Raw genomic sequence first — 26,340 nt, 5'->3', positions numbered from 1 at the left:
ATGACATCACTCTCAATTTCCGCGCGTCTTTCCCCGACTGCCTCGTCCCGCCTCGTCGTGCTTGCCGAAACGGCATTGAAGGCGGGCGAAACCGCCCGCGGCTCGTTGCGGCGGCGGACATCCCAGGAAATGCTCGCCAAGGCGCCGCGCGACTATCAGACTGAAATCGATGTGGCCGTCGAGCGGATCATCGTCGACGAGATGACGATAGCCTTCCCGGACTATGCCATCCAGGGCGAGGAAGCCGTCGGCAACCGCACGGCCGCTCCGGAGACGCCGATCATCTATATCGACCCGATCGACGGCACCACCAATTACGCCTGGGGCATTCCGCATTTCGGCATGACGATCTCGATCGTCGAAAACGGCAGGCTGGTCATCGGCGTCGTCTATGACGCCATGCAGGACGAACTCTTCAGCGCCGAAATCGGCGGCGGCGCCTATCTCAACGGCGAACGCATCCGCTGCGCCAATGTCGGCGACATCGAGAACGTGCTTGTCGGCGCCGGCCTGCCGATCCCCGGCCAGGTCAAGGCGGTTGCCGAAGACACCTATTTCGACGCCATCAAACGCCTGATGGCCAACACGGCAGGCGTGCGCCGCCTCGGCTCGGCGGCGCTGTCGATCGCCTATGTCGCCTGCGGCCGTCTGGACGGGTTCTTCGAAGACGGGCTCGCGATCCATGATTTCGGCGCGTCAGCGCTGCTGGTCGAAGAGGCGGGCGGCATCGTCACCCGGTTTTCCGGGACCGAAATCGACGGGCGAGGCGATATACTGGCTGCCAGCAAGGCGCTGCACCCCTGGCTACTGGAAGGTTTCCAGAGCAAGGCGTGAACCTGCGTATTCCAGCGGTTTAAACCCGCTGGAGCGCCTCGATCTCGGCTTTGGCGGCGGCCGGCATCGACTGATGGGCAAGTTCATTGTCGCGGAAGACAAAAAAGCTGGCGAGGCGCGGTTCGACCCTCATCCCGGCCCGGATCCGATCGTCCGGCGCCACCATCGCCTTCAGGCGGGTGCCGTCGGCAAGATCGACATCGACCATCTTGTGGGTGCCGAAATCGACGATGCGATGGACAGTCGCGGCCTCCGCCCGATCCGAGGGACGGATCGTCAGCGCTTCCGGGCGGGCGGCCAGCGTCACCGGCCCATCCTCGATGGGGATTGCAAGCGGGAAGAGCGGATGTTCGCAGACCCCATTTCTGGTGCGCCCCTGGACGAAATTCATCGAGCCGATGAAGCCGGCGACGAAAGCGGTCTGGGGCTGCCGGTAGATGGTGCTCGGCGGCGCAATCTGTTCGGTGCGCCCATCGCGCATGACGACGATGCGGTCGGCGAGCGCCAAGGCTTCATCCTGGCCGTGGGTGACGAAGAGCGTGGTGATGCCGAGGCGCTGCTGGATATCGCGCACCTCCTCCCGCAGCCTTTCGCGTAAGTGCTGGTCAAGGCTGGCGAAGGGCTCGTCGAGCAGCAGGATCTTCGGCTCGAGCACCAGCGAGCGGGCAAGGGCGACACGCTGCTGCTGGCCGCCGGACAATTGCGTCGTCATCCGCCTGCTGTAATCGGCAAGGCCGACCAGCGCCAATGCGCTCTCGACACGCTCGCGGATTTCCGCCTTCGGCAGCCGGCGCAGCTTCAGGCCGAAGGCGATATTGTTGAAGACATCCATGTGCGTCCAGAGCGCATGGCTCTGGAACACCATGCCGGTCGGGCGCCGCTCGGGCGGCAGCGTCGTCACATCCTTCGCGTCGATGCGGATCGTCCCGCCGCTTGGGCGCTCGAAGCCGCCGATCATTCTGAGCAGCGTCGACTTGCCGGAGCCGGATGGGCCGAGCAGGCAGACGAGTTCGCCGTCGCCGACTTCGAGCGAGAAGTCGCGAACGGCAAAACTGGTCCCGAACAGTTTCGAAACGCCCTCGATCGCCAGATGTGCCATTCTCAAACCCTTCCCTGGACTGACGCGTGGTATTTCATGCGCCGAAACCTCTCGCAAGGGCGCCGGTGCCGATCACGCGGCGTGCAAACATCAGCGCGATGAAGGACGGCACCCACAGCATGACCGAGAGCACGGCGCCGTATTGCACGACGATCTGGTTGTTGATGAAGCTGATCATCAGCACCGGCATGGTGCGAATCTCCGGCGCGCCGATCAACCAGGCGCCTTCGGTCTCGTAGAAGGTGCCGACGAAGGTCAAAAGCAGCGCCGCTGATATCGTCGGTGCCGCCTGCGGCAGGGTGATCGACCAGAAGACGCGCAGCGGTGTGGCGCCGGCATCGCGCGCCGCCTCTTCCATGCGCCGGTCGACATTCTGGAAGGCAGCGACTGGGATCCAGATCATCAGCATCAGCGTGCCGACGAGTTGGATCAGCACGACGCCCCAGAAGGTGCTGATCAGGCCGAACTGCAGGAAGATGCCGGCAATAGCGACGAGCAGGCCGAATTTTGGAAAGGCATGCGATGCGAGGAACGACAGAAACAGAATGTTCCTGCCGGGAAAACGCATGCGCGCGAAGGCGTAGGCCGCGGGAAGGCAGATGACGGCGGAGAGAATGGTCACCGTCGTCGTCAGCCGCAGGCTGAGGAAGAGCGCGTCCCAGACATCCCCCCGCGCCAGCGTCTGCCCCCAGAAACGCAGGCCGAACTGCTGCGGGATGACCGAGGGATAACGCCAGACTTCGGTGAAGGCCCATGTGCCGACCACGATCAACGGCAGCGCGATGAACAGTGTCAGCAGGCACGCGAAGAGCAAGCCGATCCAGTCGAAGCGAAGATCCATGCTCGATCTGCCGGTCGTCATAGCTGGGCCTCGCGGTTGCGGGCGATCGACCGGATGTAGAAAATGCCGAAAACCAGGCAGAAGGCGAATGTGATGACGGCCTGGGTCATGGCATCAAGCGGGTCGTTCATATCAGCGAAGGTGCGCTGCATGAACGGCCCCATCATCTCCGGCGATGCCGAGCCGAGCACATAGGGTAGGGTGAAGGCGGAAAAGATGCCAAGCACCGCAAAGGACGCCGTCACCAGCAGCGAATTGCCCATGCGCGGCAGGATGATCGAGATGAAGACCCGAAACGGCCTTGCGCCGACATCGCGGGCGGCCTCGACGGCGCTGTTCGAGATGGAGGAGAGCCCGGCCGTCAGCATCAGCACCGTCAGCGGAAGATTGTCCCAGACGAGGCCGATGACCGGTCCCCACGGCGTCAGATAGGGCGTGCGCAGCTTGGGCAGGCCGACTGAATTCAGCAACAGGTCGACGGTGCCGTTCGGCCCGATCGTCCGGATCAGCGCATAGGCGAGGATGATCGACGGCACGAACATCGGGAAGATCGCAAGAGCCTGCACATAGGCGGCAAGACGCCCCTGCGAGAAGCGAAGGTAAAGCGCGATCGGAAGGCCGATCGCCAGAAGCAGGATGCCGCAGACGGCGGTCGTCCAAAGCGTCAGCCAGAGATTGCCGAGGCTGTAGCCGTCAGTGAAGAAGAAGCGATAGGAGGCAAGCGAGACTTCTTTCGCTCCGTCAGGACCGCGAACGAAGATGGTGCCGACGACCGCCGAAAAGATCGGAAAGATGATCAGCCATGCGAGCAGGAAGACCGGTAGGGCGACGAGGAGGAGCCCGATGGAGCTCCCCCTGGTGATGGACGGGTGACGGCTGGAAACCGCCGGCGCAGTTTCGGTGGACATCAGGTTCGGCTGATGCCCGGAGCGACGTTGCGGTACCAGCCGTCGGCGATTGCCTTTTCCCAGTCGCCGCCCGGGAAGGTCGGGATGGTCGATGGAATGACGTCGGCATATTTCTTGCGGAGATCGTCGGAGATATGGTCCCAGGAGATGCCGGGGAAGCCGCCGATCTGAGTGATGATCGCTTCCTGCATTTCCTTCGTCAGCATGAAGGCGGCCAGCTTCAGCGCCGCATCCTTGTTGGCGCCGTTCGAGAACACCGTGATGCCGGAAAAGCCGCCGCAAAGGGCGAGATCAGTAAGCTGCACGAGGCCGGTCGTCTCCGGCAGCACGCCCTGGGAGATCGCCTGCAGCACCTGGTCCGACCAGACCGGGACCATGGTGACGACGCCCTGGGCGAGCAACTGGATCGACTGGGTGTTGCCGGCGGTATAGGCGCCCTTGTCGTAGAGCGCGGGCTCGAGGTCGTTGAGGATCTTCCAGGCCGGCGTCAGCGCTTCCGTGGCGAAGTCGGCGGTGAAATTGTCGATCTTGAACTTCTTCGGATCGCGGCCATTGGCCTCATGGATCGCCCGGCGGACGAAGTTGCCGCCCGAGCCGCCCTTGTCCGGACGGTTGTAGATGAACTGGCCGGGATTGGCCTTGATCCATGCGGTGAGCTGCTCCCAGCTCTTCGGTGCATCCTTCGGATCGAGCTTGGTGGTGTCGTAGGCGAGAAGCACCTGCGAACCGCGGTAGGGAAGCGAGTAAGGGGTATCGAAGGCAAGCGGATTGATATGGTCGTAGGCTTCGATATTCTCGGCGGAGAACTTGACCCAGAGGCCGGCATCGATGCCGCCGGACGGCAGGCGCGGATCGAACACCTCGAACAGGTCGGCCTGCGGATCGGTCTTCGTCTTCAGTGCGGCGAGCGCACGGTCGGCGATGGCGCGCAAACCGTTATTGTCGCCGGCATCGGTCACCTTCAGGGCAACGCCTGGATGCGCCTTTTCGAAGGCGGGGCGGATGGTGTTGTTCCAGAGGTCGACGATATTGGCATCCGAACCGCTGTAGAGATCGATCGTGCCGGCCGCGGCCGATGCGAAACGCGGAAGAGCCAGCAGACCGGCTGCAGCTGATGATGTGATCAGAAATTCGCGTCTATTCATAACCCGTCTCCATCAGGTGTCGAGGCTCAGCCTCCGCAGGAATGTTCAAGGCCTTGCTAGCGCCGGCGCGTAACATCGACATGACAGATCGGGCGTATCTGAGGGAAATTGCACAGCTGTGCTGAATTCCGCCGTATGGAAATCTTCGGCGGGAAACACTATCTCTCGGCAAACAAGGAGATATCCAATGACCGAAGAACGTGCAGTCCTCGCCGGCGGTTGCTTCTGGGGCATGCAGGACCTGATCCGCCGATACAAGGGCGTGATTTCAACCCGCGTCGGCTATACCGGCGGCGATGTGCCGAATGCCACCTACCGCAACCACGGAACCCATGCTGAGGCGATCGAGATCATCTTCGACCCCTCAAGGATCAGCTATCGGGAAATCCTCGAATTCTTCTTCCAGATCCACGACCCGAGCACGCGCAACCGCCAGGGCAACGATGTTGGCTTGAGCTACCGCTCGGCGATCTTCTACGTCACCCCCGAGCAGGAGCGCGTCGCCAAGGATACGATCGCCGATGTCGACGCCTCAGGCCTGTGGCCCGGCAAGGTCGTCACCGAAGTCGTGCCGGTCAGCGATTTCTGGGAGGCCGAACCCGAGCATCAGGATTATCTGGAGCGGATTCCGAACGGCTATACCTGCCATTTCGTCCGGCCCGGCTGGAAACTGCCGGTTCGTCAGAAGATCGCCTGAAATTGATCAGGCTCCCATCGCCGCGCGGCTGGTTTCCAGAAGCGCGGCGACGAGATTTGCCCGTGGCGAGGATCGCGTCGCCACGATGCCGACGGTGCGCATAGCGGACGAGCGGGGCAGGGGCAGCTTGAGGATATCAAGGCCAGCCGGCCAGGGCGGCGCCCAATCCGGCACGATCGAGATCCCGAGACCGCGGTCTACCATCACCGCGATCGCCTCCAGCGCGTCGAGTTCGTAACGCTCGACGGGATGGATGCCGATCTCGCGCAGATATTCATCGGCGATGTGACCACCCCATTGGTTGCGGTCGTAGCGGATGAAGGGCAGGGTCTTCAACAGTTCGAGCGGATCCACCCCCTTACAGTCCGGCGGAGCGATCAGCACCAGGGGTTCCTGGCGCAGCTTGTTGAAGGTCAGCGTCTTCTGCATCGGAAATCGCGGTTCGATGATGAAGGCCGCGTCCAGCGCGCCGTTCAGAACCTCGGCATAGAGGTCCATCGAAGAGCCCGGCTTGAGGAAGATCTCGATCAGCGGGTAATCCTGGGCGAGGCGGTGGAGAATGTCGGGAACGAGACCGGTCAGCGCCGTATTGATCGCCCCGATCCGCATCTCGCCCGAAATCGTCGCGGTGCCGGCCATCGCCTTCAGATCGCGTGTATCGCGCACCAGCTCCCTGCAACGTTCGAGAATGGCAAAACCCGCCTCCGTCGGCCGCATGACGCGACCGGAACGCACCAGCAGCCGCACCCCGAGCTCGGCCTCCAATGCGCGGATGCGCTGGGCGACGGCCGCAGGCGTGAGGTTCAGCCGCTGCGCCGCCTCCGCCAGCGAGTGCCGCTCGGCAACGATAATGAAGGTTTCGAGAAAGCGTGTGTCCATCGATAGTTTTTCTATCTCTTGAACGAAGCAGAAGCCATATTTTATTTACGATCCATTGCTCCGAAAGATGGCCCGACCACATGAGGAGATGAAATGGATTTCGGCCTGAAGGACAAGACGGCCCTGGTGCTTGGCGCCGGCGGCGGACTGGGCAGCGCGATTGCCGTCAAGCTTGCGCGTGAAGGCGCCAGAATTGCCGCGGCGGATATCGATCTCGCCGCCGCTGAGAAGACCACGGCTGCGATCGAATCCGAAGGTGGCAAGGCGCTGGCGCTGCAATGGAACCTTTCCGATCTCGGTTCGATCGATGCGCATGTCGCTGAAATCGAGCGCCAGTTCGGACCGGTCGATGTCCTCGTCAACAATACCGGCGGCCCACCGCCGACCACCGTCTCCGGCCAGGATCCCATGCTCTGGAACCAGTATTTCCAGAGCATGGTGCTCTCCGTCATCGCCATTACCGATCGCGTGTTGCCGCAGATGCGGGCGCGCAAATGGGGGCGCATCGTCACCTCGACCTCGTCGGGCGTGGTCGCGCCGATTCCCAATCTCGGCATCTCGAATGCATTGCGCCTGTCTTTGGTCGGCTGGTCGAAAACACTGGCGCGCGAGGTCGGGCGCGACGGCATCACCGTCAATATCGTCCTGCCGGGCCGGATCGCCACCGGCCGCATCACCTTCCTCGACGAGCAGAAGGCCAAACGCGAAAACCGTTCCATCGACGACATCGTCACTGAGAGCACCGGCAACATTCCGCTCGGCCGCTATGGCCGGCCGGAAGAATATGGCAATGTCGTCACCTTCCTGGCGAGCGAGCCTGCTTCCTATCTCACCGGATCGGTGATCCGCGTCGATGGCGGCATGATCCAGAGTGTCTGACAGAAACCCAATTGGAACTGACAACCGATGGCCCTTAGCGCTGAAGCGATAGCAACCCTCAAGACCGTTTCGACCGCGACACTGACGACCGTTCTTCTGAAGAAGGGCCTGCGAAACGTCTGGATCCGCGGCGCCACTCCCTTGAAGCCCGGCCAGCCGCGCATCGTCGGTCCGGCCTTTACGCTACGCTTCGTACCGGCCCGCGAGGATCTCGCGACGCCGGCATCCTGGGCCTCGCCGATTTCGACGCGCGCTGCGATCGAGGCGATGCCGGAAGGCTGCGTCGCCATCGTCGATGCGATGGGAGTCACCGAGGCCGGCATCTTCGGCGATATCCTCTGCGCCCGCATGCAGAAGAGAGGCGTTGCCGCACTCGTCACCGACGGCGTGGTGCGCGACCTTGCCGGCGTGCTCGACACCGGCCTGCCGGTCTGGTGCCGCGGCGTCGCAGCCCCCCCTTCGGTCGCCGGTCTGACCTTCGTCGCCTGGCAGCAGCCGATCGGCTGCGGCGGCGTGGCGGTCTTTCCCGACGACATCATCGTCGTCGACCAGGACGGCGCGGTGCTAATCCCGGCCGATATGCTCGACACCGTGCTTGATGAAGCGCCGGAACAGGAGCGGATGGAAGCCTGGATCATGACCAGGATCGATGAAGGCGTGCCGCTGCCCGGCCTCTATCCGATGAACGCCGAAACCAAGGCGCTCTACGAGGCCTCGAAGAAATAGGCTCCGGGCCAAGACGGTGGCAACTTTATCGCGAAGCCTGGGATTTTTGCGACATTTGAGTGGCCGGCTCCTACCTAAGTAAGACGTCCAGGAATGATCGCCCCACATTCAGAAGCGGTCATTCACAGACTTGGGACAGTTGCAGCAATGCCCCCTGCCAACGATCGGCTGCCAACATCAACGGTCTTTGTAGGTGGTGCCTGGACGGACCTCTTTTACTGATGGCGGCACCTCGGCCGCCGTCGGTTGGCATCCTCTATTGAGAGCCGGCCCGCCAGCACCGTTGGTGTCCTTTGAACAGTTGTGCCTCGATCCATGGAAAGCGTTCGCCACAGCCAGCAAGACTTCCCGCTATCTGACGGTGGTCGCCTGTGACCAGACGACCATCCATTGCCCGTCGCGACGCTCATAGACATCGGTGTGCCAATAATCATGGAGGGGGACTTTGTGGCCGCTGAAGATAACTTCCAGTTGGGCGCGATATCGAATGACCGCCCCACTGCCGTATAGGCGCACATCGATCTCGGCGGGCTCCCACGTCAAATACCTGATTTGTCCGGAGGCAATCGCACCCAGGTATTCGTCTTTTGAAAGCGCTGCGCCGATCGGCGTTATCAATTGAAAGTCTGGAGCATGAAGCTGTCTTGCCCGAACAATATCCGCGCTAACGAGTGCGCGCAGTCTGGCGCGTTCAGTTTCGCGGAGAAGGTCGGCGTCATTGGTTGTGGAAAGGGCGTCGGCGAACGAGACTGTCATGCGTGTTCTCCATTTGAAAACGAGAGATCGCTCGATCCCTCACCGGGCGACCGCTATGCGCGGTAGAAATGCTTCAGAGCATAGTGATCACATTGCCGGTTCCCCCCGACGGCGGACCAATCCCAGGTCGATGAGGCTTTGGGCGCTGGCGCGTATGGCATCCTCCTCCGGGCGCGAGCGCCAGTTCAGGACACGCTGGGCTTTTTCTGCGCTAACACTCAGATCTCGATTGAGTTCGTGAACGATAATTCGGGCATTGGGGTCCGACTGCGCCATGGCCTTGACGACCTCATCGGGAACTTCGCCTGACGGCAGCCGGGCGGCGTACTCAGGGAAAGAAGCCGCAAGAACGGCCACCAAATCTCTGAGCCAGAAAAATCGGCCCCCGACGATGAAACGTTGGCTCTTGGTCACGGGATGGGTCATCGCTCGAATGTGAGCGTCTGCGACATCGCGCACATCCACTACAGAGAAGCCGAAGCGTGGAATGCCCTCGAATTGTCCCGTCATCAGATGATGGATCAGGCCCACGGACGTCCCGAAATTCGCGCTGAGTAACGGCCCAAGAATCATGCTCGGGTTGATGACCGCCAGATCGAGGCCAACCTCATGCGCAAAAATCCAGGCAGCCCGCTCGGTCAGGGTCTTCGACTTGTAGTAGGGCGTCGCCCGTTGGCCTTCCGGGTCTGTCCAGTTTTTTTCGGTGAAAGGCGCCTTCCCGTCGCCATGGTTGGTGGCGGCTATGGAGGAGGTGAGTACCACACGCTTAACGCGCGCGCGGTGCGCCGCATGGAGTACCCGCAACGCACCGTCACGGGCTGTCTGGATAAGCGCATCCTCATTTTCAGGAAACCCCGGGGGGAAAGGTGACGCCGTATGAATGACATAGCTGCATCCTTCGACAGCCGCAGTCCAGCCATCGTCGCTGTCAAGATCAGCCTGAACGAAGCTGAGGCGCTCAAGAGCATCCTTGTGAATTTGCGCGCGAAACTGGCTTTGTACGGCATCGCTCTTGTCAAGGCGACGAAGGCTGCCTCGAACCCGATATCCTTGATCAAGCAACTGCAAGCCGATGTGCCCGGCGAGGAACCCTCCAATGCCCGTCACCAAGACCGTTACAGTTGTGGGGTCGTCCGTCGCTGTGTTCATCGAAGCTCCTTGTGACCACGTCTGGGCGGCTCAACCAAATTAGACACATATACTATATTTGTCTAATCGTCCTTTTGACAGCATGGACCAAAAGTGTCAATATGCCCACATGATGCAAGCCGAGCAAAAAATAACGCAGATTTTGGACGCCGCCTTGCCGGTGTTTGTGCGCTTTGGCTTTCGAAAAACCTCGATGGCGGACATTGCGCGCGCTGCGAGAATCTCGCGCGCCTCGCTCTACCTGAGCTTCAGCAGCAAAGAAGAGTTGTTTCGGGCCGGCTCAATGCGAGCGCATACCCGGACACTGAATGAAGTGGCAGCAGTTCTGGAGGGCAAGGGGAGGGCAATTGATCGAATAGAAATGGCCATATCGGTCTTTCAGCGGGAGTTGATCGCCCCCTTTGGCGGTAGTGCCGATCCGGAAGAACTGTTTGCTGCCAATATGGCCTTGGCTGCGGATATCACGCTCGAGGCGCGGACTAAGCTATTAAGCATGCTGACACAGACCTTGATAGCCGCCGTGGAGAGCGATGAGATCGAACTTGAACCGCTGCAGGCCCCGCCCGCGCAACTGGCCGATATCATTGTGGCTGCAATGGATGGGATCAAACACGCGCGAGTTGACGGCTCCAGCCTTGCGGACGACACGAAACTATTCATGCGCATCCTGCGGGTGGCCGTGACGTCAAGGACTAGCCAGTAGGCGCATTTACGCTATTGCCAAGCCCCGGTACCCGCTTTTTGCTGTTAGGCAACCGAATCTGTCGGGCCGACACGGCCGGCCACACATCAGCAATCGTATCAACGTCAGCTCTGTCACGAGCTCGTCCAAAAGCCGTTTCCGCTTCCCCCCATCTGTGCCGCTACCCGTGTGCTGCAAAAGTCCCGGCTTTTGCCGCGTTCGAAAGTCAGGATCTTCGCGACAAGGCAGAAAAGTTCCTTGCCGCGCACCGGGAGGTCAGCGGGTAAACCACCCCGCTGACCAATACCTATTCGTCAGAATAGGTTGCGACCGTCACTCCTCGGATCACCATCTATCTGGTGTGGCGTGTAAAGGTTGGCACGGGCGTTTCGCCGCCAAGGTCTTGCGGGAGACTCCGGATCATTTCTGATGGTCGTAACAGCGATCGCAGCTTCCCCACTTGTGGGGCATTGTACCGCCCATTGCCCATCAGGCGCAGCTATTCCGGAAGGGACCGTGACGCTCTGCGGCGCATGAGCTGAAAAACTGATCCAGTAGGAATTGCTTGCAGCGTGTCCCAATGCCTCCGCGGCGAAAGCCAGTGAAGGCGCTGAAGGCGCCTCGCCTGTGGTGGAGAAGAGGACGCAATCGACATCATGCCGCTCATATTCTGTGAAAATTTCCGGATAATGCAGTTCCATGCCCATCGAGCAGCCGAAACGGAGACCATCCACCTCAAAGGTCACCGGATTTTTTCCCGGCGAGTACATAAAAGAGATTTTCGTATTCGATAGCAGACGCTCGTCGTAGCGTGTCACCAGTTCTCCACGATCGGATATCACGTAGAGACTGTTATGCGGTCGATGTGGCGAAGTGAGCTGATGGACGGAGCCGAATATCGTCCATAGCTTAAGTTCGCTCGCAAATTTTCTGGTTGCCTCCAGTTCCTCCCGCAAAATACTCCATTCGCAGCGCGTCCAATTGGACGGGCCAATTTCCCGAGGCCCATTCTCAGACATGATGCGTTTGTTTGGCGAACAGGTCGCTCCCTCGGGGAAGTGTATGAGGCGAGCGCCTGTCTTATGCGCTTCCTCCATAAGGCGGCGCATTTCCACTCCGCTGGCACGGAGCGCCGAAATATCACGAGGATCGTTGAACAGCGATGTTTGGGCGACAGCGATCCGTATCGAACGGATCACGGCTTCGTCCGGTCGTTGGCGGATATGTTGAAGAGCTGCGGTGTAAGATTCGCCGGTTTTGGCTGCGCGAGCACGTACAAGGCGTTTGAGATTTCCGTTTTGCGTCATTGTCAGGCCTTTCACGCCTCGGACGCAGTTCCCCAGCAACCCGCCCGAAACGATCGGACCAAGACAACGGACTGAGACGAAAGTCCCTTTGCCTCCGTTCAAGACCATGCTGGGGAAGGTCTGGGAGGTTAGGCGCAGGCCACGCCGAAATAAAATTGTCGAGCAGATGCTGATTCGTCAAGCTGTTGCGATAATCCCGATTGAAGCGATGGTTTTGCGAATGATATTTGCGATGTCGCAAAACCCGATGTGATGCGACGGTCAGGCGCGCGGCCCTTTTTGTTTTGGCGCAGATGGAAGCTGCTCCGGTAAGCCGGTACCTCCACGACACCTCAATAACGAGGCACGTAATCCAGACCGCCGTCGATCCGGGCTGGGCGCCCTTCCAGGAAAAGCTCGCCGATGCGCGGCGCCGAGCGGGCGATGACCTTGCCGCGACGGATCACCGCCAGCCGGTTCGGCTTCAGCCGCAGCGCTTCCAGCGTGTCGCTCGCCTGAAGGATGACCAGGTCGGCCTTGCATCCCTTTTCCAGGCCGTAGCCTTCAAGCCCCATCGTCTTCGCCGAATTGACGGTCAGCGCGTCGAAGATCCTCTTCTTGTCGTCGATGCCGGCCATCTGTGCGACATGGATTGCCATATGGCCGACCTCCAGCATGTCGCCCGATCCCATCGAATACCAGGGGTCCATGACACAGTCGTGCCCGAAGGAAACATTGAGCCCGGCATCCATCAGCTCCCGCACGCGGGTCATGCCGCGGCGTTTCGGATAGGTGTCGTGCCGGCCCTGCAGCATGATGTTGATCAGCGGATTGGGGATGACGTTGATCTCGGCCTCCGCCATCAGCGGAATGAGCTTGGAGACATAATAATTGTCCATCGAGTGCATCGAGGTCAGATGCGAGCCGGCGACGCGTCCCTGTAAGCCGAAGCGGATGGTTTCCGCAGCCAGCGTCTCGATATGGCGCGAGAGCGGATCGTCGGTTTCGTCGCAATGCATATCGACCGGCAGGCCGCGATCGGCGGCGATGCGGCAGAGCGCCTCGACCGACGCCGTGCCTTCACCCATCGTCCGTTCGAAATGCGGAATGCCGCCGACGATATCAACGCCCATGTCGAGGGCGCGGTTGAGCGCGTCGATCGCCCCCGGCGAGCGGTAATAACCGTCCTGGGGGAAGGCGACCAGCTGCAGATCGATATAGGGCGCGACCTTCTCGCGCACCTCGATCATCGCCTCGACGGTCACAAGCCTCGGATCACTGGTGTCGACATGGCTGCGGATGAAGAGCAGGCCCTGCGTGACCGCCAGATCGCAATAGCGCAGTGCACGATCGACCAGTTCCTCCTTCGTCACGATCGGGCGCAACTCTCCCCAGAGCGCGATGCCCTCGAGCAGGGTGCCGGATAGGTTCATGCGCGGCAGGCCGAGCGACAGGGTCGCGTCCATATGGAAATGCGGATCGACGAAGGGCGGGCTGACCAGCCGGCCTGACGCGTCGATTTCTTCCCTCGGCTGCGCCTGGAGATTGGGCTCGACCGCGATGATCTTGCCGCCCTGGATGCCGATATCGACGCCCTTTCGGCCATCAGGGAGATTTGCATTTCTGACGATCAGATCGAACATCGGAGCCTCATTGGACAGAAGTGGTTCAGCGTTCGCCGCGACGATAGGGCTGCATCAGTGCCTGCGGTACGCGGGCGCGGCGGGCCATGACGGCAAGGGCGGCAATGGAAAGGATATAGGGCGTCATCAAAAAGAGCTGATAGGGTACAAGCCCGCTCAGCGCGGTTTGCAGCCGGAGCTGGAAGGCATCGAAGAAAGCGAAGAGCAGGGCGCCGAACAGCGCGCGACCGGGCCGCCAGGAAGCGAAGACGACGAGCGCGATGCAGATCCAGCCGCGCCCCTGCACCATGGTCGGGAAAAAGCTGTTGAACGCCGACAGGGTCAGGAAGGCGCCGCCCATTCCCATCAGTGCGCTTCCGGCAATCACCGCGCCATAGCGCACCTTCATCGGATTGACGCCCTGAGCTTCCGCCGCATGCGGGTTTTCGCCGGTCATGCGGATCGCAAGCCCAACGGGCGTGCGGAAGATGATGTAGGCCATCAGTAGGGCGATGGCGATCGCGAGATAGGTCGGCGCCGTCTGCGTGAAGAAGGCTGGCCCGATGAAAGGCAGAGTCGAAAGACCCGGAATGGCGATCGGCTGGAACGGCACGATGGTGGGCGGCGTATTGGCAAGCGGCACGATCAGCCGGAAGACATAATAGCTGAAGCTGGAGGCAAAGAGGGTGACGCCGAGACCAGCGACATGCTGGGAGAGGCCGAGCGTCACTGTCAGGCCCGCATGCAGCAGGCCGAAGACGCCGCCGGCAATGGCGGCAATCAGCAGGCCCGTCCAGAGATCGGCGCCGTGATAGACGGAAAGCCAGCCGATCATCGCGCCGAAGGTCATGATGCCCTCGATGCCGAGATTGAGTACGCCGGCCCGTTCGCAGAGCAGGGCGCCGATCGTGCCGAAAATCAGCGGTGTGGCGATCCGCAGGATTGCCGCCCAGAGCCCAGCGGAGGCGATGATGTCGAAGAGCTGCATCATCGCCGGATCCTGTATTGGGTGAAGAACAATGCGATCAGCATCGTCAGCAGCGACAGCGCCACGGTGACGTCGGCGATATAGGTCGGGATCCCGAGGCCTCGGCTCATGCCATCGGCGCCCACGAACATGGTGGCGGTGAAAATGGCGGCAAAGACGACGCCGAGTGGATTGAGGTTGGCGAGCATGGCGACGACGATACCGGCATAGCCGAAACCGGGCGACAGGTCGGTCGTCACGTAACCCTTGACCCCCATCACCTCGATCGCTCCTGCCAACCCTGCAAGCCCGCCGGAGAGGCAGGCGACCTTCACCAGCGTTCTGCCGAGGGGCACGCCCGCAAAAACAGCGCCGCCCGGATTGAGGCCGGCCGCGCGCGACTGCATGCCGAACACGGTGCGCGACTGGATGAAATGGACGAGGATCGCCAGCGCGATTGCGATCGCAAAGCCGATATGCAGGCGCGAACGGGCGATCAGCTTCGGCAGCATGGCGTGATCGCTGACCGATTGCGACTGCGGCCAGCCGAAGGCGAGCGGATCCTTGAGAACGCCATCGATCAGCATCGAGACGAAGAGCACGGCGATGAAGTTCAACAGCAGGCTGGTGACGACTTCATCGACCGAGAAGCGCAGCCTGAGCCAGAGCGGGATCAGGATCAGCACCATGCCGGCAATGGCGCCGATCAGCAGTAGCAATGGAATGAGAATGGGGGCGGGAAGATTGCCGAGCAGTTTCGAGCTTGCCGCCGCAACGGCGATGGCGCCGAGATAGAACTGGCCCTCGGCGCCGATATTCCAGAGTCGTGCCCGGAAGGCGACGGCCGCGGCAAGCCCGGTCAGCATCAGCGGCGTTGCCCGCGTCAGCGTTTCGGTTGACGACAGCCGCGAGCCGAAAGCACCGGTCAGGATGCGCCAATAGGCATCGAGCACGGGCGCGCCGGCAATTGATATCAGGATGCCCGAAAGCGCCAGGGCTGCGATCACCGCGATGACGGGCGTGACGATCAGCAGGGAAAGCGGACGGTGTTCGCGGCGCTCAAATCGCATGGCCGGCCTCTGGGTTTTGCTGCCATTCGCCGGCCATCATCAGCCCCAGCCTGCGCGCATCGGCGTCTTCAGCCTCGACGGGCGGCGACAGCCGGCCGCCGACGATCGCCTGTATGCGATCGGCAAGCGCGATCACCTCGTCGAGGTCTTCGGAGATCAGCAGCACGGCGGTCCCTTGCCTGCGGGCTTCGAGCAAGCGGGCGTGCACGGCTGCCACCGCCCCTTCATCGAGACCGCGCGCAGGCTGCGCCGCAATCAGGATCCGCGGCCGCCGATGCAGGTTGCGGCCGAGAATGAGCTTTTGCATATTGCCGCCGGAGAGCAGCCGGGTGCGAATGGCCGGGCCGCCGCCGCGGACATCGAATCCGTCGATGATCTCCCTGGCGAAGGCCATGCCCGCTTTGCGATTGACGAGACCACGGCGCGAAAAGGCCGATGAGGCGATGCGCTCCAGCACGGCGTTTTCCCAGATCGCCATTTCGCCGATCACGCCTTCCTCGTTGCGATCCTCGGGAATGCGGCCGATGCCGGCGTCGACGACATCGGCGACACCGAGATTGCCGACGGCTTCCCCGAACAGCAGAAGGTCGCCGGCGCTGCGCGCCAGCATGCCGGAGAGAAGATGCGCCAATGTCGCCTGACCATTGCCCGAAACACCGATGATGCCGAGGATTTCTCCCGCATGCAGCCGGAAGCTGATCGACTTCAGCCGATCGACGCCGCCGCTGCGCACCGTCACATCGGCCGCTTCGAGGGCAATGGCGCCGGCTGTCGACGGCTCGCGCACGGGCCGCGTCACACGGTGCCCGACCATCAGTTCGGCGAGTTCCTCTTTGCTGGTGTCCGACGTCTTGCGTTCGGCGACCATCTTGCCGCCGCGTAAGACCACGATGCGGTCGGCCGCTGCCATCACCTCGTCGAGCTTGTGCGAGATGAAGATCAACGAAAGGCCCTGGCGGGCCATTTCCCTCAGCGTCGTGAACAGTCGTTCGGCCTCGATATTGGTCAGCACCGCCGTCGGCTCGTCGAGGATCAGGATGCGGGCATCGTTATAGAGCGCCTTGAGGATCTCGACGCGTTGCTGCTCACCGACCGACAGGTCGCCAAGGCGCGCATCCGGATCGACCTTGAGGCCGAAGCGCTCGGATATATCAAGCAGCTTCTTGCGCGCCGCGGAAGTTCCCGAGCGCCAGGACCACAGTCTTTCCGTGCCGGTCATGACATTTTCGAGAACGGTCAGATTGGGCGCGAGCGAGAAATGCTGATGCACCATGCCGACGCCGGCCTGGATCGCCGCGCGCGGCTTGCCCTGCGGCACCTCCCTGCCTTCGATCAGAATTCGGCCGGCATCCGGCATGTAATGGCCGAAAAGGATGCTCATCAGCGTGGTCTTGCCCGCACCGTTCTCGCCAAGCAGCGCCACGACCTCACCCTTGGCAAGAGTCATGGAAATATCGTCATTGGCGAGATTGGCGCCGAAACGCTTGCTGACGCCTGTGATCTCCAGCACCGGCCCGGTCATGACGGCAGTCCCGCGACGGGAAACCGATGCTGCCACCGCCCCTCGGACTCCAAGCGTGCGGCAAGCGACAGGAGGCGCGGTTCGTGACCCATCGGCGCCATGATCTGCACCGGCAGCGGCAGGGCGTGCTCATCCTGTCCGAAAGGCAGCGTCAAAGCAGGAAAACCCGAAATATTGGCGAGGCAGGCAAGCGGCGCAAAGGCCGTCATCCGCTCGAGATGCAGATCCGTGTCGGTATGATCGGACGGAAAGGAGCCGATCGCAAGAGGCGCAGACGAAAGCATCGGCGTGAGAATGCAATCGACCTTGTCGAACAGCGTCCAGAGCTTATGGCTCACCAGAACGGCCTCGTTCAGCGTGTTCCAGAGCGATGTGACCGAAAGCCCTCGTCCGCGCGCAGCAAAAGCCTGCGTCAGAGGCTCGGCCCTGCTTTCATCCAGAGCCGCCGCCTCGATGAGCGCCGCAAGGTTGGCGGAGACGATATCGGCGAAGGCGCGGCCGCTTGACGTGACGCTTCCTTCGAACGCGGCCCAGCTCAACGGAACGATCAGGTGTCCGTCATTCTCGAGCGCACGAGCCGCATCCTCGACGGCTGCGAGCCGATCACCCTCCGTCGGATAGACCGGCCCAGTATCAACCAGCAGGCCGGCTCGCAAACGACCGTCGTTGCTGTCGACAGAGGAGGGGTCCGGAAAAGGTCCTCGTGAATCGCCGGCCAACCCGTCGAATATCAGCGCCGTATCCCGCACCGAACGGCAGACCGCGAGTTCGCTGGCGATACCGGCGAGGTGGTTGCCAAAGGAGGGGCCGCCCGGGATGGCGCCGCGCGTCGGCTTCATTCCGACGAGGCCGCAGCAGGCGGCGGGCACACGGATCGAGCCGCCCGCGTCGGTGGCATGTGCGATCGCAACGATCCCGGCGGCAACCGCAGCCGCCGCACCGCCGGAGGAGCCGCCCGCGGTTCGGGCCGGATCGAGCGGGTTGCGGCAGAGAGGCCCGATCGCCGGTTCGCTGGCAAGCGACAGCCCAAATTCCGGGCTCGTCGTCAGGCCGAACAGGCAGAAGCCGGCGTCGCGGAAACGAGCAGCCAGATCGGAATCCGCTTCGCCGCCCTTTCTTTCGAAGAGACGGGAACCGGCGGTGACCGGCAGCCCGGCGAAGGGGCCGCCAAGATCTTTCGCCAAACTCGGCACACCGGCAAAGGGCCTGATGGAAAAGCGATCCGGCGCGCTCCGCCGCTCCCGGTCGCGGTCGTCCGCCGAGGCAAGGCCCATGGCGGCATCGAGATAGGCGAGCGCGCCGAGCGCCGCCTGCCGCGCAGCGGCCTCAAGAGAAGCCTGCATCGCCTCGGCAGCGCTCAGCTTGCCATGCCGGATCGCTGCCGCCAGGTCGGTCGCATCGCTTTGCATGAGTCGAATTACTTCGGCTCGTCCATCATCTTCGGAACCTCGAAGGTGCCGGCCTTGATCTCCGCCCGCTTGGCTTCCATCGCAGCCTCCGCATCGGCGGGCGCCACGCCCTTCACAAAGACGATATCGCTGCCGCCTTCCTTCATCAGGCCGTAGGAGGTGTAGTTCCGACCGACCGGTTTTCCGGCCGCGACATCGGCGATCGCAGCGTTGAGGATCGGGCGGAAATACCACATGGCGTTGGCAAACACAGTGTTAGGGTAGCGCGGCGTATAGTCGATCAGCGAGCCGACCGATTTGATGCCGCGTTCCTTGGCGGCATCGGCGGTACCGATACGTTCGCCGAACAGGATGTCGGCGCCGGCGTCGATCTGGGCAAGACCGGCTTCGCGGGCCTTCGGCGGATCGAAGAAGGTGCCGATGAAGGAGACGAGGTGTTTTGCCTCCGGGTTGACGGCCTTGACGCCGGCCGCGAACGCGTTGATCAGCATGTTGACCTCGGGGATCGGAATAGCGCCGACCGAACCGACGATATTCGACTTGGTCATCTTGCCCGCCAGCATGCCGGCAAGATAGGCGCCGTCATGGTTCCAGGTGCCGAAGACACCGAAATTATCGCCGGCCTGCTCGCCGCTCGAACCCAGCACGAAGGCGGTATCGGGATAGTCGGCCGCGACCTGCCGGGCCTCTTTCTCCACCGCATAGGCCTCGCCGATAATCAGCTTGTTGCCCTGTTCGGCATATTCGCGCATGGCGCGGGGATAATCGGTGCCGGAAACACCTTCGGAGAAGACATATTTGATAACGCCTTCCTTGGCCGCGTCCTGCAGGGCCTTGTGCAGACAGGAGTTCCAGGCATTTTCAACCGGCGAGGCATGAATGCCGGCAACTTTCAGCGGCGCGGCCGCTCTTGCCAGCGGGGCAAAGCCGCTGACCCCAAGCGCAATGCCGGATGCGATCACTGCCCGGCGTGAAATCAGGATATCTTTGGTCATTGATTGTTCCCCTTTTTTACCATTTGGTTCAAAAATCATAGTAGCGCCTAAAAATGTGTCAAGCCGCGAATGGGCTTAAAAATCAGGCTGATCGGCCACCGCGACCTGACTGAAAAAACGAGGCATGGCAGGCTGCACGCTCGGCGCCACCGTGCTTGCCGGGCAGGATCTACAGGGGCTTGGCGCGACGACTCCGGCAGGATATGCATAGAACTATCGGGTTGGGGAAATTGAAATGGGTGATGAAGAAGACGCCTCGCGGCGGCCGATCGCGAGCCGGTCGTCGTCCTGGGCGATCGGCCTGAGTGCGTGGCTGGCACGCACCGGTGTCACGCCAAACGGCATTTCGCTTTTCTCGATCCTGTTTGCCAGCCTCGGCGCGGCGCTCATCCTCTTCACGGCCCATCCGATCGCCATGGTTTGCGCCGCGATCTCGGTGCAGATGCGGCTCGTCTGCAATCTGCTGGACGGCATGGTCGCGATCGAAGGCGGCAAGAAAACCAAGAGCGGGCCGCTCTACAATGAATTCCCCGACCGGATCGCCGACAGCCTGCTTCTCGTCGCAGCCGGTTATGCCTGCGGCTTTGCCTGGCTCGGCTGGCTGGCTGCGCTGCTCGCCGCACTCACCGCCTATATCAGGGTCTTCGGAGGAGCGGTCGGTCTTCCCCAGGACTTCAGCGGCATCATGGCCAAGCAGCGCCGCATGGCGGTACTGACGGCGGGCCTCGTCGCCCAGAGCGTGGAGACGCTGATATCGGCCAGCCATTGGTCGCTGCTCCTTGCCTCCGTCATCATCGCGGCGGGAAGCCTCGTCACCTGCACCACGCGGACGATAAGACTTGCCCGCTCGCTGGAGAGATTATGATCGCACTCATCCGTCGCCTTCTCGTGCTTTTCGTCCGCATCGTGGTCGGCGCCCGCAGCGAGTGGCGGGGCTGCACGCCCGACCCCCGCCGCCGCATCTATTTTGCCAATCACAACAGCCATGTCGACACCGTCGCCGTCATGGCCGCCCTGCCGTGGCCGGTGCGACGGCTGACCCATCCGGTTGCGGCGCGCGATTATTGGGGAACGACCGCCTTTCGCCGTTTCATCGCCGAGAAAGGCCTGCGCGCCGTCCTGATTGACCGCAAGCCTCTGCCCGACAGCAACCCGCTGGAGCCGATCGAGCGCCTGCTCGAGGAGGGGCGCTCGGTCCTGATCTTCCCGGAAGGCACGAGAAGCGCCAGCGATGAGATCGCCCCCTTCCGCAGCGGCATCTATCGCCTTGCATGCCGTTTCCCCGATGTCGATCTCGTGCCGATCCATCTCGACAATCTTCAGCGCATCCTGCCCAAGGGAAGCTGGCTGATCGTCCCGATCACCTGCACGGCGCGCTTCGGCAAGCCGCTCCGCGTCGAACCGGGCGAAGGAAAAGACGCGTTCCTGGCCCGCGCCCGTGCCGCGGTCATCGAGCTAGCAGACGGAGAACGCATCGCATGACCAGCCATTTCTCCATCGTGCTTGCCGCGATCCTCGGCCTGTTGGCCGTCGCCTCGGCCATTGGCTTCACCCTTCAGCGGCGGGCGACCGAGCCCGGATCCGTCGCTACCGTCCACAATCTCAATGCCCGAATTCGCTCATGGTGGATCATGGTCGCGATATTCGGCGGCGCGATTCTGCTCGGCGATACCGCGGTGGTCGTCCTGTTCGCATTCCTGTCCTTCATGGCGCTTCGCGAATTCTGGACGCTGACGCCATCGCGGCGCGGCGATCACCTGGCGCTGTTCCTGTCCTTCTTCGTCGTCCTGCCACTTCATTACCTGTTGCTCGGAACGGCGTGGTACGGCCTATTTGCGATCTTCATCCCGGTCTATGCCTTCCTGATCCTGCCGGCGGTGGCGACCTTGACGGGCGACGTCAACGAATTCCTGGCCCGGACCGCCAGGGTGCAATGGGGATTGATGCTGACGGTCTATTCGATCAGCCATGCTCCCGCACTTCTGATGCTGCAGACCGGTACGCCATCCGCCCTGCTTCTCGTCTATCTCGTCATCGTGGTGCAACTCAGCGACGTCTTCCAGTATGTCTGGGGCAAGCTCCTGGGAAAGCATCGCTTCTCGCCGAACATCAGCCCATCGAAGACGCTCGAAGGCCTCTTCGGTGGCGGCGCCTCGGCCATCCTTGTGGGAACGCTGCTCTATCGCCTGACGCCGTTCTCGCCGCTGCAGGCGGCGGCCATCAGCACGGTCATCGTCGTCGCGGGCTTCTTCGGCGGCTTCGTGCTCTCGGCCATCAAACGCGATCTGAACGCCAAGGACTGGGGCTATGTGATCGAGGGTCACGGCGGCGTGCTCGACCGGCTGGATTCCATCACCTTCGCAGCGCCGCTGTTCTTCCACATCGTCCGCTACTGGTACACCGTCTGACAATTCATCCGCGAAAGCCTATCTCGCATCCTCCATGGATGACGCGTGAGCCCTCGCCATGGCCTCCTGAAGGTCGGCGATAGGCGTCGCATTCACCATCTTCCTGCCCTCGAGTTCCTTCGGCATTTTCCAGCCGGGATCGATGCCTTCCATGTTCGGCAATTCGTGAGCGATACCCTTGTGGCAGTCGATGCAGGTCGCCTGGCCGGAAAGCAGATATCGGGTATGGATCTCGGCGGCGCGTTGTGTCTGCTTCTGCAGATCCATCGCCACCGACGAATGGCAGTTGCGGCATTCCAGACTGTCATTGGCCTTCATGCGCGCCCATTCATGCTGCGCAAGTTCCAGCCGCTTTTCCAGAAACTTCGGCCGGGTGTTGATCGTGCCGAATATCTTGCCCCAGACCTCCTTGGAGGCCTGCATCTTGCGGGCGATCTTGTCGGTCCATTGATGCGGCACGTGGCAGTCCGGGCATGTCGCCCGCACCCCCGATCGGTTGGAAAAATGGATGGTGCGCGAAAGCTCCTGATAGACGTTGTCGTGCATTTCATGACAGGAGGTGCAGAAGTTTTCGGTATTGGTCAGTTCCAGCGCGGTATTAAACGCGCCCCAGAAGAGAACGCCACCAACGAAGCCGCCCAGCGTCAGGACGCCGAGCCCGATCGTTGCCGCCGGCGTCGTCAGGATCGACCACGCCCACAGAACCGCTTTCCTGATAAATGCGATCATGACGGTCACTCGCTTCCGGCCGGCTTGAAACCGAGCTCGCTCATGTCCTTGAACGCATTGGGGACGAGTGGCTGGGTGTCCGCCTGCGGCACATGGCACGCCGTACAGAAGTAGCGGCGAGGGGAGACGTCGGCGAGCATCTGGCCGTCGCGCGTCATATAGTGGGTGACGCTGATCATCGGCGCGCCGCTATCCTGCGTGAACTCCCGCTTGTGGCAGGAGAGGCAGCGGTTGGCGTTGACCGACAGTTCGTAACCTTCGATCGAATGCGGAATGATCGGCGGCTGGTCGGGATAGGCGCGCATCCTGCGCTTGTCGTCGACGATCCATTTCGGCAGCGGCTTGGCGGCCCCTGTTTCCATCGAGGGCGTCGGGCCCTCCAGCTGGGGGACGGTTTGCTGCATCACCTGACCGAAGGCGGCCGTCGCGAGGAAAACGACGACGCCGGCTGCGATTGCCTGCCATTCCGGTCGCCTTAAACGGCGGGGAGAATCTTGACCGCGCATTTCTTGAAATCCGTCTGCTTGGAGATGGGATCGGTGGCGTCGAGCGTGACCTTGTTGATCAACTGGCTGGCGTCGAACCAGGGGACGAAGATGACGCCGGGCGGCATTCGATTCCTGCCCCTGATATCGATGCGCGAGCGGATCTCGCCGCGGCGGGAAACGATCCGCACCTCCGCCCCCTGATTGATGCCGCGCTTGCGGGCATCCTCGGCATTCATGAAACATCGCGCGCCGGGAAATGCCCGGTAAAGCTCCGGCACCCTCATGGTCATCGATCCCGAGTGCCAGTGTTCGAGCACACGGCCGGTAACCAGCCAAAAATCGAATTCGTCGTCGGGAGATTCGGCCGGCGGCTCGTAGGGCACGGCCAGAATGACGGCCCTGCCGTCCTTCTGACCATAAAATTTCACGCCCTCGCCGGGCTTCACATAGGGGTCGTAACCTTCCCGGTATCGCCAGCGCGTCTCCTGGCCGTTGACCACCGGCCAGCGCAGTCCACGGACCTCATGATAGAGGTCATAGGGCGCCAGATCGTGTCCGTGCCCGCGCCCGAAGGAGGCATACTCCTCGAACAAGCCTTTCTGGATGTAGAATCCGAACGCCTTGGCCTCGGCATTGTCGTATTCGGCGCTGATCTCATCAAGCGGAAACCGGTCGACCTCGCCATTGCGAAAGAGCACGTCGAAAAGCGTTTTTCCTCGATACGCCGGATTGGCATCGAGGATTTCCTTCGACCAGACCTCATCGGTGGTAAATCGCTTCGAGAATTCGACGATCTGCCAGAGGTCGGATCGCGCCTCGCCCTTGGCCTGAACGAGTTGATGCCAGACATGGGTGCGCCGTTCGGCGTTTCCATAGGCGCCTTCCTTCTCGACCCACATCGCCGCAGGAAGGATCAGGTCTGCGCTCATCGCCGTTATGGTCGGATAGGCATCCGAAACCACGACGAAATTCTCGGGGTTGCGATAACCCTGCCAGGTTTCGTTGCTCGTATTCGGTCCGGCCTGGACGTTGTTGTTGACCTGCACCCAATAGAAATTCAGCTTGCCGTCCTTCAGCATGCGGTCCTGCTGGACTGCATGATATCCTGGCTTCTCCGGAATGATCCCCTGCGGGACACGCCAGATTTCTTCGGCATGTTTGCGGTGCTCGGGGTTCGTCACCGTCATGTCGGCGGGAAGGCGATGCGCGAAGGTTCCCACTTCACGGGCCGTCCCGCAGGCCGAGGGCTGACCGGTGAGGGAGAACGGGCTGTTGCCCGGTTCGGAGATCTTCCCGGTGAGCAAATGCAGGTTGTAGACCATCTGGTTCGCCCAAACGCCGCGGACATGCTGATTGAATCCCATCGTCCAAAGCGACATCACCTTGCGGTCAGGATCGGCATAGAGTTCCGCAAGCTGCTCCAGGAATTCGGGATCGACCCCGGTGAGTTCGGACGTCTTCTTCAGCGTGTACTCGCTAACGAACGCCTTGAAGGCGTCGAAATCCATCGGTTCGGTCTTGCCGGGATCGCTGGCGTTGGCCGCTGCGATTTCAACCGGATTGTCCGGGCGCAGGCCGTAGCCGATATCGGTGACGCCTTTTGCAAACTTCGTGTGGTCGCGGACGAAGTCCTCGTTCACACGTCCTGTTTGAATGATGTGGTTGGCAATGAAATTCAGAATCGCCAGATCTGTTCCCGGTTTGAAAACGATGGGAATATCGGCGAGATCCATGCTCCTGTGCGTAAAGGTCGAAAGCACCGCGACGCGCACATGCGGTTGCCCAAGCCGGCGGTCGGCGAGGCGTGTCCAGAGGATCGGATGCATCTCCGCCATGTTCGAGCCCCAGAGCACGAAGGCGTCCGCGTTTTCGAAATCGTCGTAACAGCCCATCGGCTCGTCCATGCCGAAGGTCCGCATGAACCCGTAAGCGGCCGAGGCCATGCAGTGTCTGGCATTGGGGTCCAGATTGTTGGAACGAAAGCCGGCCCGCATCAGCTTTGTCGCGGCATATCCTTCAAAGATCGTCCACTGGCCGGAGCCGAACATGCCGACAGCCGTCGGGCCTTTGTCCTCGAGCACTTTCTTGCACTGCTCGGCCATCACGTCGAAGGCCTCGTCCCAGCTCACCGGTTCGAACTCGCCGTCCTTGGCGTAGCGGCCGTCCCGCTTTCGCAGCAGAGGGGTCTGAAGCCTGTCCTCGCCATACATGATCTTGGAGAGAAAATAGCCCTTGATGCAGTTAAGGCCGCGATTGACCTCCGCCTGCATGTCTCCATGCGTTGCAACGACCTGACCTTGCTTGACGCCCACCATGACGCCGCAACCGGTGCCGCAGAAGCGGCAGGGGGCCTTCGACCATTTGATTTCCAATGCACCGACGCCGCCGGGCACCGGCTGCGCGACAGCCGGCATCGCTATTCCGGCAGCGGCCGCGGCGATGGCGGCGGCCTGGGCCTTCAGAAGCTCACGCCTGTTCAATTCTCCCGTCATGGCCTTGCATCTCCTCCTCGACATGCTCGAACACCATGTTTGCCGCAATCACGCCGTCCAGGAGCGAGATTTGCGATAGACGATCGCCGAGCATGCCCGTGCTCGTTCCCTCGATAGTGACGACGATCTTTCCGTTGGCGTGAGCGTGGACTTCCACATTCCGCATCTCGGCGATGGCCGCCAGCACAGCCCCGGTGCGGGCCGGCATGGTCGCGATCACGGCACTCGATATGTGATAGCGCAGACCCCGCTCAGGCATCGGCCGCCTCCATCCCGCTCGGCTGCAACACGATGGCGTTGACGGGACATCCGGCGATGCACCCTCCGCATCCATTGCAAATGTCGGTGCGAAGTTCCGGAAGAAACGGGCCGCCGACGCGGGGCCGGAAACGGATCGCCTGCTGAGGGCAAGCTTCTCCGCAGGACTGACAGGTGATGCCGCGCTTCGCCAGGCAGGTATCACCAACCGCGGCGACATGGGCAAAACGATCGATCCGCTCTGTGGTGAAAACGGGTTGCGGGCACAATGCCGCGCATTCACCGCAAAACGTGCATTCGCCTCGCATAAAGTCGAGCAACGGCAGTCCGTCCACCAGACGGATTATCTTGGTGGGACATCGCTCCTCGCATCGTCCGCACCCCGTGCATGCCGCGGCAAGGCTTTGCATCGATGCTCCTGGCGGACAAATCCTGTGATCGGTCGTTGCCGGCCGGACTGAGAGGAATTGACGTCGAGACATCGGCACTTGGGACATGG

General features: G+C 61.9%; 27 protein-coding genes. 8 read left to right on the top strand and 19 right to left on the bottom strand.

Annotated features, from left to right (window positions below):
• Positions 1-834 carry an inositol monophosphatase family protein gene (locus FHT79_RS03115; RefSeq protein WP_132573483.1) on the top strand — a complete coding sequence of 278 codons (834 nt, stop codon included), beginning with the start codon at positions 1-3 and terminating at the stop codon, positions 832-834.
• A 19-nt stretch (positions 835-853) separates the two neighbouring features.
• Here FHT79_RS03115 and FHT79_RS03110 read toward each other — a convergent pair whose 3' ends face one another.
• Genes FHT79_RS03110 through FHT79_RS03095 form a run of 4 tightly spaced genes read right to left on the bottom strand, consistent with a single transcriptional unit; the run spans position 854 to position 4,827 of the window.
• Positions 854-1,933: an ABC transporter ATP-binding protein gene (locus tag FHT79_RS03110; protein WP_063476125.1), complete on the bottom strand. Its 1,080-nt coding sequence runs from the start codon at positions 1,931-1,933 to the stop codon at positions 854-856.
• A gap of 34 nt (positions 1,934-1,967) precedes the next feature.
• Positions 1,968-2,795: an ABC transporter permease subunit gene (locus FHT79_RS03105; protein ID WP_132573481.1), complete on the bottom strand. Its 828-nt coding sequence runs from the start codon at positions 2,793-2,795 to the stop codon at positions 1,968-1,970.
• Positions 2,792-3,682, bottom strand: coding sequence for an ABC transporter permease subunit (locus FHT79_RS03100; protein WP_183902960.1), 891 nt, complete (start codon positions 3,680-3,682; stop codon positions 2,792-2,794). Before FHT79_RS03100 ends, FHT79_RS03105 begins: the two co-directional genes overlap by 4 nt.
• Positions 3,682-4,827 (bottom strand): extracellular solute-binding protein, encoded by a 1,146-nt coding sequence (locus FHT79_RS03095; RefSeq protein ID WP_183902959.1) that lies wholly within the window; start codon positions 4,825-4,827, stop codon positions 3,682-3,684. The genes FHT79_RS03100 and FHT79_RS03095 overlap by 1 nt, the downstream gene beginning before the upstream one ends.
• A gap of 187 nt (positions 4,828-5,014) precedes the next feature.
• Between FHT79_RS03095 and msrA the strand changes: the two genes are divergently transcribed.
• Entirely contained in the window at positions 5,015-5,524 is a 510-nt protein-coding gene (gene msrA, locus FHT79_RS03090; RefSeq protein WP_018448987.1) for a peptide-methionine (S)-S-oxide reductase MsrA, read from the top strand.
• A gap of 6 nt (positions 5,525-5,530) precedes the next feature.
• On the opposite strand, the gene FHT79_RS03085 is transcribed toward msrA, so the two are convergent.
• The gene (locus FHT79_RS03085) at positions 5,531-6,403 is read right to left on the bottom strand and encodes a LysR family transcriptional regulator (RefSeq protein WP_063476130.1); all 873 of its coding nucleotides are present in this window, start codon (positions 6,401-6,403) and stop codon (positions 5,531-5,533) included.
• A 93-nt stretch (positions 6,404-6,496) separates the two neighbouring features.
• Between FHT79_RS03085 and FHT79_RS03080 the strand changes: the two genes are divergently transcribed.
• Together FHT79_RS03080 and FHT79_RS03075 are read left to right on the top strand one after the other, a co-directional pair.
• Positions 6,497-7,282: an SDR family oxidoreductase gene (locus FHT79_RS03080; RefSeq protein WP_132573475.1), complete on the top strand. Its 786-nt coding sequence runs from the start codon at positions 6,497-6,499 to the stop codon at positions 7,280-7,282.
• Positions 7,283-7,309: 27 nt separating this feature from the next.
• Entirely contained in the window at positions 7,310-8,008 is a 699-nt protein-coding gene (locus FHT79_RS03075) for a ribonuclease activity regulator RraA (protein ID WP_132573473.1), read from the top strand.
• Positions 8,009-8,359: 351 nt separating this feature from the next.
• On the opposite strand, the gene FHT79_RS03070 is transcribed toward FHT79_RS03075, so the two are convergent.
• On the bottom strand, positions 8,360-8,764 hold the full coding sequence (locus FHT79_RS03070) for a nuclear transport factor 2 family protein (protein ID WP_132573471.1): 405 nt from the start codon (positions 8,762-8,764) through the stop codon (positions 8,360-8,362).
• Between the two features lie 87 nt (positions 8,765-8,851).
• Positions 8,852-9,913, bottom strand: a complete 1,062-nt coding sequence (locus FHT79_RS03065) for an aldehyde reductase (RefSeq protein ID WP_183902958.1) — start codon at positions 9,911-9,913, stop codon at positions 8,852-8,854.
• Positions 9,914-10,022: 109 nt separating this feature from the next.
• Between FHT79_RS03065 and FHT79_RS03060 the strand changes: the two genes are divergently transcribed.
• Positions 10,023-10,616: a TetR/AcrR family transcriptional regulator gene (locus FHT79_RS03060; RefSeq protein WP_132573469.1), complete on the top strand. Its 594-nt coding sequence runs from the start codon at positions 10,023-10,025 to the stop codon at positions 10,614-10,616.
• Positions 10,617-10,909: 293 nt separating this feature from the next.
• Here FHT79_RS03060 and FHT79_RS03055 read toward each other — a convergent pair whose 3' ends face one another.
• The 7 genes from FHT79_RS03055 to FHT79_RS03025 all read right to left on the bottom strand — a co-directional run bounded on the left by FHT79_RS03055 (position 10,910) and on the right by FHT79_RS03025 (position 19,466).
• Positions 10,910-11,902: a carbon-nitrogen hydrolase family protein gene (locus FHT79_RS03055; protein WP_097594771.1), complete on the bottom strand. Its 993-nt coding sequence runs from the start codon at positions 11,900-11,902 to the stop codon at positions 10,910-10,912.
• A 332-nt stretch (positions 11,903-12,234) separates the two neighbouring features.
• The gene (locus FHT79_RS03050) at positions 12,235-13,524 is read right to left on the bottom strand and encodes an amidohydrolase family protein (RefSeq protein ID WP_097594770.1); all 1,290 of its coding nucleotides are present in this window, start codon (positions 13,522-13,524) and stop codon (positions 12,235-12,237) included.
• A gap of 25 nt (positions 13,525-13,549) precedes the next feature.
• The gene (locus tag FHT79_RS03045; RefSeq protein ID WP_063476138.1) at positions 13,550-14,494 is read right to left on the bottom strand and encodes an ABC transporter permease; all 945 of its coding nucleotides are present in this window, start codon (positions 14,492-14,494) and stop codon (positions 13,550-13,552) included.
• The gene (locus FHT79_RS03040; RefSeq protein WP_097594769.1) at positions 14,491-15,540 is read right to left on the bottom strand and encodes an ABC transporter permease; all 1,050 of its coding nucleotides are present in this window, start codon (positions 15,538-15,540) and stop codon (positions 14,491-14,493) included. The genes FHT79_RS03045 and FHT79_RS03040 overlap by 4 nt, the downstream gene beginning before the upstream one ends.
• Positions 15,530-17,062: an ABC transporter ATP-binding protein gene (locus FHT79_RS03035; RefSeq protein ID WP_063476140.1), complete on the bottom strand. Its 1,533-nt coding sequence runs from the start codon at positions 17,060-17,062 to the stop codon at positions 15,530-15,532. Before FHT79_RS03035 ends, FHT79_RS03040 begins: the two co-directional genes overlap by 11 nt.
• Positions 17,059-18,471 carry an amidase gene (locus FHT79_RS03030; protein ID WP_097594768.1) on the bottom strand — a complete coding sequence of 471 codons (1,413 nt, stop codon included), beginning with the start codon at positions 18,469-18,471 and terminating at the stop codon, positions 17,059-17,061. Before FHT79_RS03030 ends, FHT79_RS03035 begins: the two co-directional genes overlap by 4 nt.
• Before the next feature lie 8 nt (positions 18,472-18,479).
• The gene (locus FHT79_RS03025; protein ID WP_183902957.1) at positions 18,480-19,466 is read right to left on the bottom strand and encodes a BMP family protein; all 987 of its coding nucleotides are present in this window, start codon (positions 19,464-19,466) and stop codon (positions 18,480-18,482) included.
• Between the two features lie 235 nt (positions 19,467-19,701).
• Here FHT79_RS03025 and FHT79_RS03020 point away from each other — a divergent pair, with 235 nt between their 5' ends.
• Genes FHT79_RS03020 through FHT79_RS03010 form a run of 3 tightly spaced genes read left to right on the top strand, consistent with a single transcriptional unit; the run spans position 19,702 to position 21,874 of the window.
• Positions 19,702-20,331 (top strand): CDP-alcohol phosphatidyltransferase family protein, encoded by a 630-nt coding sequence (locus FHT79_RS03020; RefSeq protein ID WP_132573465.1) that lies wholly within the window; start codon positions 19,702-19,704, stop codon positions 20,329-20,331.
• A complete protein-coding gene (locus FHT79_RS03015; RefSeq protein ID WP_097543989.1) occupies positions 20,328-20,948 on the top strand; it encodes a lysophospholipid acyltransferase family protein in 621 nt (206 codons plus the stop codon). Before FHT79_RS03020 ends, FHT79_RS03015 begins: the two co-directional genes overlap by 4 nt.
• Positions 20,945-21,874, top strand: a complete 930-nt coding sequence (locus FHT79_RS03010) for a phosphatidate cytidylyltransferase (RefSeq protein WP_097543988.1) — start codon at positions 20,945-20,947, stop codon at positions 21,872-21,874. Before FHT79_RS03015 ends, FHT79_RS03010 begins: the two co-directional genes overlap by 4 nt.
• 18 nt (positions 21,875-21,892) lie before the next feature.
• Here the strand turns inward: FHT79_RS03010 and FHT79_RS03005 are convergent, their stop codons facing one another.
• Genes FHT79_RS03005 through FHT79_RS02985 form a run of 5 tightly spaced genes read right to left on the bottom strand, consistent with a single transcriptional unit; the run spans position 21,893 to position 26,338 of the window.
• Positions 21,893-22,600, bottom strand: a complete 708-nt coding sequence (locus FHT79_RS03005; protein ID WP_097544074.1) for a NapC/NirT family cytochrome c — start codon at positions 22,598-22,600, stop codon at positions 21,893-21,895.
• An 8-nt stretch (positions 22,601-22,608) separates the two neighbouring features.
• On the bottom strand, positions 22,609-23,109 hold the full coding sequence (locus FHT79_RS03000; protein WP_097622801.1) for a nitrate reductase cytochrome c-type subunit: 501 nt from the start codon (positions 23,107-23,109) through the stop codon (positions 22,609-22,611).
• The gene (napA, locus tag FHT79_RS02995; RefSeq protein ID WP_097543986.1) at positions 23,079-25,583 is read right to left on the bottom strand and encodes a periplasmic nitrate reductase subunit alpha; all 2,505 of its coding nucleotides are present in this window, start codon (positions 25,581-25,583) and stop codon (positions 23,079-23,081) included. Before napA ends, FHT79_RS03000 begins: the two co-directional genes overlap by 31 nt.
• On the bottom strand, positions 25,558-25,842 hold the full coding sequence (locus FHT79_RS02990; protein ID WP_097543985.1) for a chaperone NapD: 285 nt from the start codon (positions 25,840-25,842) through the stop codon (positions 25,558-25,560). Before FHT79_RS02990 ends, napA begins: the two co-directional genes overlap by 26 nt.
• The gene (locus FHT79_RS02985) at positions 25,835-26,338 is read right to left on the bottom strand and encodes a ferredoxin-type protein NapF (RefSeq protein WP_132573463.1); all 504 of its coding nucleotides are present in this window, start codon (positions 26,336-26,338) and stop codon (positions 25,835-25,837) included. Before FHT79_RS02985 ends, FHT79_RS02990 begins: the two co-directional genes overlap by 8 nt.
• Positions 26,339-26,340 lie beyond the last annotated feature (2 nt).

The organism is Rhizobium sp. BK212 (assembly GCF_014197475.1).
GTDB lineage: Bacteria > Pseudomonadota > Alphaproteobacteria > Rhizobiales > Rhizobiaceae > Rhizobium > Rhizobium anhuiense.
This window is presented reverse-complemented; position numbering and strand designations above follow the sequence as displayed.